Source organism: Candidatus Ruminimicrobium bovinum (genome assembly GCF_902760015.1).
Classification (GTDB): domain Bacteria; phylum Elusimicrobiota; class Endomicrobiia; order Endomicrobiales; family Endomicrobiaceae; genus Ruminimicrobium; species Ruminimicrobium bovinum.
Map to the genome: position 1 here is coordinate 1 of NZ_CACWEU010000233.1, position 5,625 is coordinate 5,625.

The 5,625-nt window shown below is 30.5% G+C and carries 5 protein-coding genes; all 5 read left to right on the forward strand.

The features are described from left to right. On the forward strand, positions 1–1,316 hold a 1,316-nt coding region (locus tag ACMUOV_RS07860; protein ID WP_413854584.1), incomplete at its 5' end, for a diphosphate--fructose-6-phosphate 1-phosphotransferase. A 208-nt stretch (positions 1,317–1,524) separates the two neighbouring features. Beyond that, a complete protein-coding gene (locus tag ACMUOV_RS07865) occupies positions 1,525–2,178 on the forward strand; it encodes a CatA-like O-acetyltransferase, family 3 (RefSeq protein WP_413854585.1) in 654 nt (217 codons plus the stop codon). Between the two features lie 21 nt (positions 2,179–2,199). Further along, on the forward strand, positions 2,200–2,784 hold the full coding sequence (locus ACMUOV_RS07870; RefSeq protein ID WP_413854586.1) for a LemA family protein: 585 nt from the start codon (positions 2,200–2,202) through the stop codon (positions 2,782–2,784). Positions 2,785–2,787: 3 nt separating this feature from the next. Continuing rightward, positions 2,788–3,789, forward strand: a complete 1,002-nt coding sequence (locus tag ACMUOV_RS07875; RefSeq protein WP_413854587.1) for a M48 family metallopeptidase — start codon at positions 2,788–2,790, stop codon at positions 3,787–3,789. Positions 3,790–4,041: 252 nt separating this feature from the next. Then, on the forward strand, positions 4,042–5,376 hold the full coding sequence (locus tag ACMUOV_RS07880; protein WP_413854588.1) for an ATP-binding protein: 1,335 nt from the start codon (positions 4,042–4,044) through the stop codon (positions 5,374–5,376). Positions 5,377–5,625: the final 249 nt, after the last annotated feature.

Sequence of the window (5,625 nt, forward strand, 5' to 3'; positions counted from 1 at the left end):
GTATTTTGGATAATAAAACAATGGAAATAACAGATAAAGTTATTGCAAATTATAAAAATACCGGCGGTTTCGATATGATTCAGTCCGGAAGAACAAAAATAGAAACACCGGAACAATTTGCACAGGCAAAACAAACCATTTTGAAAAACAAAATGGATGCACTTGTTTTTATCGGCGGAGATGATTCAAATACAAATGCCGCACTTTTGGCGGAATATTTAAAAAAAGAAAACACCAATGTAAGTGTTATCGGTGTTCCTAAAACAATCGACGGCGATTTAAAAAACGAACATATTGAAGCTTCTTTCGGTTTTGATACGGCAACAAAAATTTATGCGGAACTCGTCGGAAATATATGCAGAGATGTAAATTCGGCAAGAAAGTATTGGCACTTTATACGGCTTATGGGAAGAAGTGCATCCCACATCACTTTGGAAGTAGGTTTTAAAGTTCAGCCGAATGTTGTTTTAATCGGCGAAGAAATTTTAGCCAAGAAAATGACATTAAAACAAATAGTAGATAATTTAGCCGACTTAGTTGTTAAAAGAGCAAAACTCGGTAAAAATTACGGAGTAGTTTTGGTTCCGGAAGGATTAATTGAATTTATACCGGAAATGAAAACACTTATAGCAAATTTGAATGATGTTATTGCCGATAATGAAAAAGAAATAAATTCATTCCAAACGGCTATTGAAAAAGCAAAATTTATAATATCTAAACTTCCTAAAAATTTAGCCGCACTTATGGAATCGTTACCCGTATCAATAGCAGCTCAATTAATGCTTGACAGAGATCCTCACGGTAATGTTCAGGTTTCGTTAATTGAAACCGAGAAATTACTTATTGAAATGGTTTCAAAAAAATTAAAAGAATTGAAAAAAGCAGGAAAATATAACGGTAAATTCTCAACGATAAACCATTTCTTCGGTTATGAAGGCAGATGCGGAGTTCCGTCAAACTTTGATGCAAATTATACTTATGCTTTGGGCTATAATGCTGCAGCACTTGTATTGAATAATTTATCAGGTTATTTGTCATCTGTTAAAAATCTTTCAAAAAAATCTACCGATTGGAAATGCGGTGGAATACCTTTAACAATGATGATGAACATTGAAAAAAGAAAAGGTAAAGATAAACCTGTAATTCAAAAAGCACTTGTAAAACTTAACGGTAAACCGTTTAAAGCTTTTGCAAAAGTAAGAAATGATTGGGCCATTAACGACAGATATATATTCCCAGGACCTATTCAATTTTTCGGTCCGTCATCGGTAACCGATATTACAACGGTAACATTGAAATACGAACAAGCGAAATAGAACAAATTGCTTTGCAATTTGTTGAAGTATAGAGGTAAAGAAGTATAGAAGGATAGAAAATTTGCGGAATCAAATTTTGAGGTATGGAAGTATATAAGAATAGTTGTATACATCTAAACATCCATTCATCAAAATCGCAGAGCGATTTTAGTCCATACGTCCATACATCAATACCTCAAAATTGCTTTGCGATTTTTAAGGAGAAATAATGTCGAATTCAAGCTACAAAATTATTGATATTAACAAATTTTACAGAAAAGATATTTTTGAACATTTTGCTCAGTTCAAATGTTCGATATCTATGACTGCACGAATTGATGTTCAAGCACTTTATGATTTTTCTAAAAAAACAAACACTAAATTTTATATCAATTTTTTGTATCTGTTATCAAAAACTTTAAATTCCAGAGCAGATTATCGTATGAGTTGGCTTTATCAAACAAAACAATTAATTGTTTATGATAAAATAAACCCTACTCAATATATTTTTCACGAAGATACAGAAACCTGCACACCCGTTTATACCGAATATGACCCTGATTATAACACTTTCTACAAAAATGCCGTCGAAGATGTTGAAAAAGGTAAAAAAAGCCATAAATACGGGCTTGACAATGCAAACCATCCTAATTGGTTTGATGCTTCTTATGTATCTTGGCTTTCTTACGATTCATTAAACGTTGAACTTCCCGACGGATATTTATTTTTTATGCCGATAATTAACTGGGGCAGATATAGACTTGAAAACGGTAAACTTGTTATGCCTGTAACGGTTAGGTTAAACCATGCTGCAGGCGACGGGTATCTTTTGGCAAAAGTATTTAAAATTCTTGAAAATGAAATAAAAGAATTTTGTAAATAAAAATAAATTTTGGAGGATGTTATGGTAACAGTATTGTTGATTATACTTGCCGCAATAATTGTTTGCTGTGTAATTTTAGCTATATTTGTTTGGATGACCTATAACCGTTTTGTTTTGTTAAGAAACAGAGTAAAGGAAGCTTGGAGCGATATAGAAGTTTTGTTAAAAAGAAGATATGACTTAATTCCTAATTTGGTTGAAACCGTAAAAGGTTATGCCGCACATGAAAAAACTACATTGGAAGCCGTTATCAATGCAAGAAATATTGCAATGAAATCCGGTAACAAATCAATTGCTGAACAGTCAAAAAATGAAAATATTTTAAGCGGAACATTAAAGTCCTTATTTGCATTAAGCGAAAATTATCCCGATTTAAAAGCAAATGCAAACTTCCTTGAATTGCAAAGGGAACTTGTTGATACCGAAAATAAAATTCAAGCATCAAGAAGGTTTTACAACAACAATGTTTTGGCTTTCAATACAAAAAGAGAAATGTTCCCCAGCAACATAATTGCAAACATTTTTAATTTTGAAAAGAACGAATTTTTTAAACTTGACGAAGCCGAAAAAGAAGCTGCAAAAAATCCGGTAAAAGTATCTTTTTAAAAAATGATAACAACTTACGATTTTATAGATGATAACAGAAGAAAAACAATATTATTGGTTTGTCTTTTTCCGATAAGTCTTATTGCTATGCTTTATTTTTCATTTTTTATAATAGCAGTTATTTCTTCACATTATACCTATCCTAATTTAGCTCCGTTTGTAATATTTAAAGATATTCATTATTCTTATTATCCGTTAGTACTTATTATTTTTCTTTTTTCTATTGTGTGGACACTTATCTCTTTTTATTCCGGGCAGAATTTTATAATGTCTTTTGCAAATGCAAGGCCTGCCGACGCAGTTCAAGATAAAGAAATTATACGGCTTGTGGAAAATATTGCAATAACCGCAGGTCTTCCTATGCCGCAGGTTCATATTATGTATGACAACAGTTTAAATGCTTTTGCTACAGGGCGGGATCCTAAAAATGCACATATTGTATTAACTACCGGAATTATTGAAAAACTGGAAAAATCCGAACTTGAAGGTGTAATAGCACATGAAATGGCACATATAAATAACAGAGATACCCGTCTTATGATGATAATAATTTTGCTTATCGGCTTTTTTACCTTTGCAGGCAGTTTTATTTTAAGAATGGGAATAGGTATGGGCGGCAACGGTAACAGAAGAAATAAAAGTGCAGGTAAAGGTGCAGGAATTTTATTTGTAATAGGTATCGTTTTATATGTTTATGGTATAATTGTTGCACCGTTAATTCGGCTTGCCGTTTCAAGAAGAAGGGAATATCAAGCCGATGCAAAAGCGGCACTTATAACAAGAAACCCTCAAGGTTTAATATCGGCACTGCAAAAAATAAGCGGTCATTCCGCAATCAGAAGTTTTCAGGGAAAAGAAATTATGTCGCCTATGTGTATAGAAAACCCTTTATCAAACGAACCTTCGCTTTTCGGTTTTCTTTCGGATATAACATCAACACATCCTCCGATAGAAAAAAGAATAGCCGCTCTTGAAGTTATGGACGGAATAAAAATCAATTATTAAATTTGACAAAAATTTGTGTATGCCGTTTTGTCGTTTGTCGTTAAAATCTCAGCTCTCAACTGAAAACACTTTAGTGTTTGGCTCAGCTCTAAGCTGTAGTCTATACATTTTTTTGTTCCGAACCAAATCTATTTATTCGCTCATTTTTTAGTAATAAACACTTGTTTATTCGCTCGTTTTTTAGTAATATACTATAAAGTATTCGCTCATTTTTTAGTGCTTTTAGAATATTTTTTATAAAAATGAGGTATTATGGCATATTTAAAAAGAAAAATTGATAGTTTATTAGAAGAGTGGAAAAACAATAAAGACAAAAATCCTTTAATAGTAAAAGGTGCAAGACAAGTAGGCAAAACAGAATCTATAAAAAACTTTGCTAAGAAAAATTATAAAAATATAATAGAAATAAATTTTGTCGAAGAACCTAAATATAAAAAAATTGTAGAAGATGGATATGGTGCTAAGGATATAATAAAAAACATTTCAAGATTAGCTCAAAATAAAAAGTTTGAAGAACATAAAACTCTTATTTTTTTTGATGAAATTCAAGAATTTCCCGAGATAGCAACATCTCTTAAATTTTTTAAACAAGATGACAGATTTGATGTTATATGTTCCGGCTCTTTATTGGGAATAAATTATAACAGAATTGAAAGTGTTAGTGTCGGATATAAACAGGATTTTGTTATGAGCTCTATGGATTTTGAAGAATTTTTATGGGCAAAAGGTTATGACGACAAATTTATAAATGAAATCTTAGATAAAATGATAAATTTAGTTCCTTTTAATAATTTGGAATTGAATTTATATAACTCTTTGTTTTATGATTTTTGTATTTTAGGCGGAATGCCTGCAGTAGTTAAAAATTTTATTGAAAAAGAAACTTTTGAGAATACTCTTAATTTACAAAAACAATTAATTCAAGATTATAAAGAAGATATAAGAAAATATGCTGTAGGAATAGATCAAACCAGAATATTAAATGTATTTAATCATATACCTGTTCAATTGGCAAAAGAGAATAAGAAATTTCAAATTTCAAAAGTATCTTCCGGAGCGAAATTTAAAGATTACAGAGGATGTATAGAATGGATTATAGATGCAGGTATTGTTATTCCATGTTACTGTTTAAATTTCCCGGAACTTCCACTCAAAGGAAACATTGATATAGATAAATATAAATTATATTTTGCTGATATGGGCTTATTAATTGCTTGTCTTGATGAAGAATCTCAGCAAGATTTAAGAGTAAACAAAAATCTTGGAACCTATAAAGGTGCTTTGTATGAAAATATAGCTGCAAATTGTTTATCAAAACAAAGTTATGATTTGTATTATTATAAAAGAGATGATTCTCGTTTGGAACAAGATTTTTTTGTTAGAACCACATCAAATCTTGTACCTGTAGAAGTTAAAGCATCTAATGGTAAATCAAAATCCTTATCTACACTTATAAAAAGTAAAGTTTATCCGGATATACAATGGGGAATAAAATTTATTAATGGCAATATAGGTTATTCCAATAATATTTATTCGTTTCCTTATTTTTGTATTTTTCTTTTAAAAAAATTTTTGTATCTAAAATAATTCTACATTCTATATTGCTGTTTGTAGTTGTCGTTAAAATCTCAGCTCTCAACTGAAAACACTTTAGTGTTTGGCTCAGCTCTAAGCTGTAGTTTATACATTTTACATTATACATTGCAGTTTTAAGCTTTTCAGCCATCAATTGTCGTTATTATTTCTTTCCGTAAATCACAATATTTTCTTTTAATATTTCTTTCTGAAAACTTTCCGGAAGGTGTTTTAAATTAAAAATATCAACTAAAAAAGGAA

Excerpts from the sequence above, each read along its gene's own strand:
- ACMUOV_RS07880 (WP_413854588.1), top strand. The coding sequence starts at position 4,042 with ATGGCATATTTAAAAAGAAAAATTGATAGTTTATTAGAAGAGTGGAAA.
- ACMUOV_RS07870 (WP_413854586.1), top strand. The coding sequence starts at position 2,200 with ATGGTAACAGTATTGTTGATTATACTTGCCGCAATAATTGTTTGCTGT.
- ACMUOV_RS07875 (WP_413854587.1), top strand. The coding sequence starts at position 2,788 with ATGATAACAACTTACGATTTTATAGATGATAACAGAAGAAAAACAATA.
- ACMUOV_RS07865 (WP_413854585.1), top strand. The coding sequence starts at position 1,525 with ATGTCGAATTCAAGCTACAAAATTATTGATATTAACAAATTTTACAGA.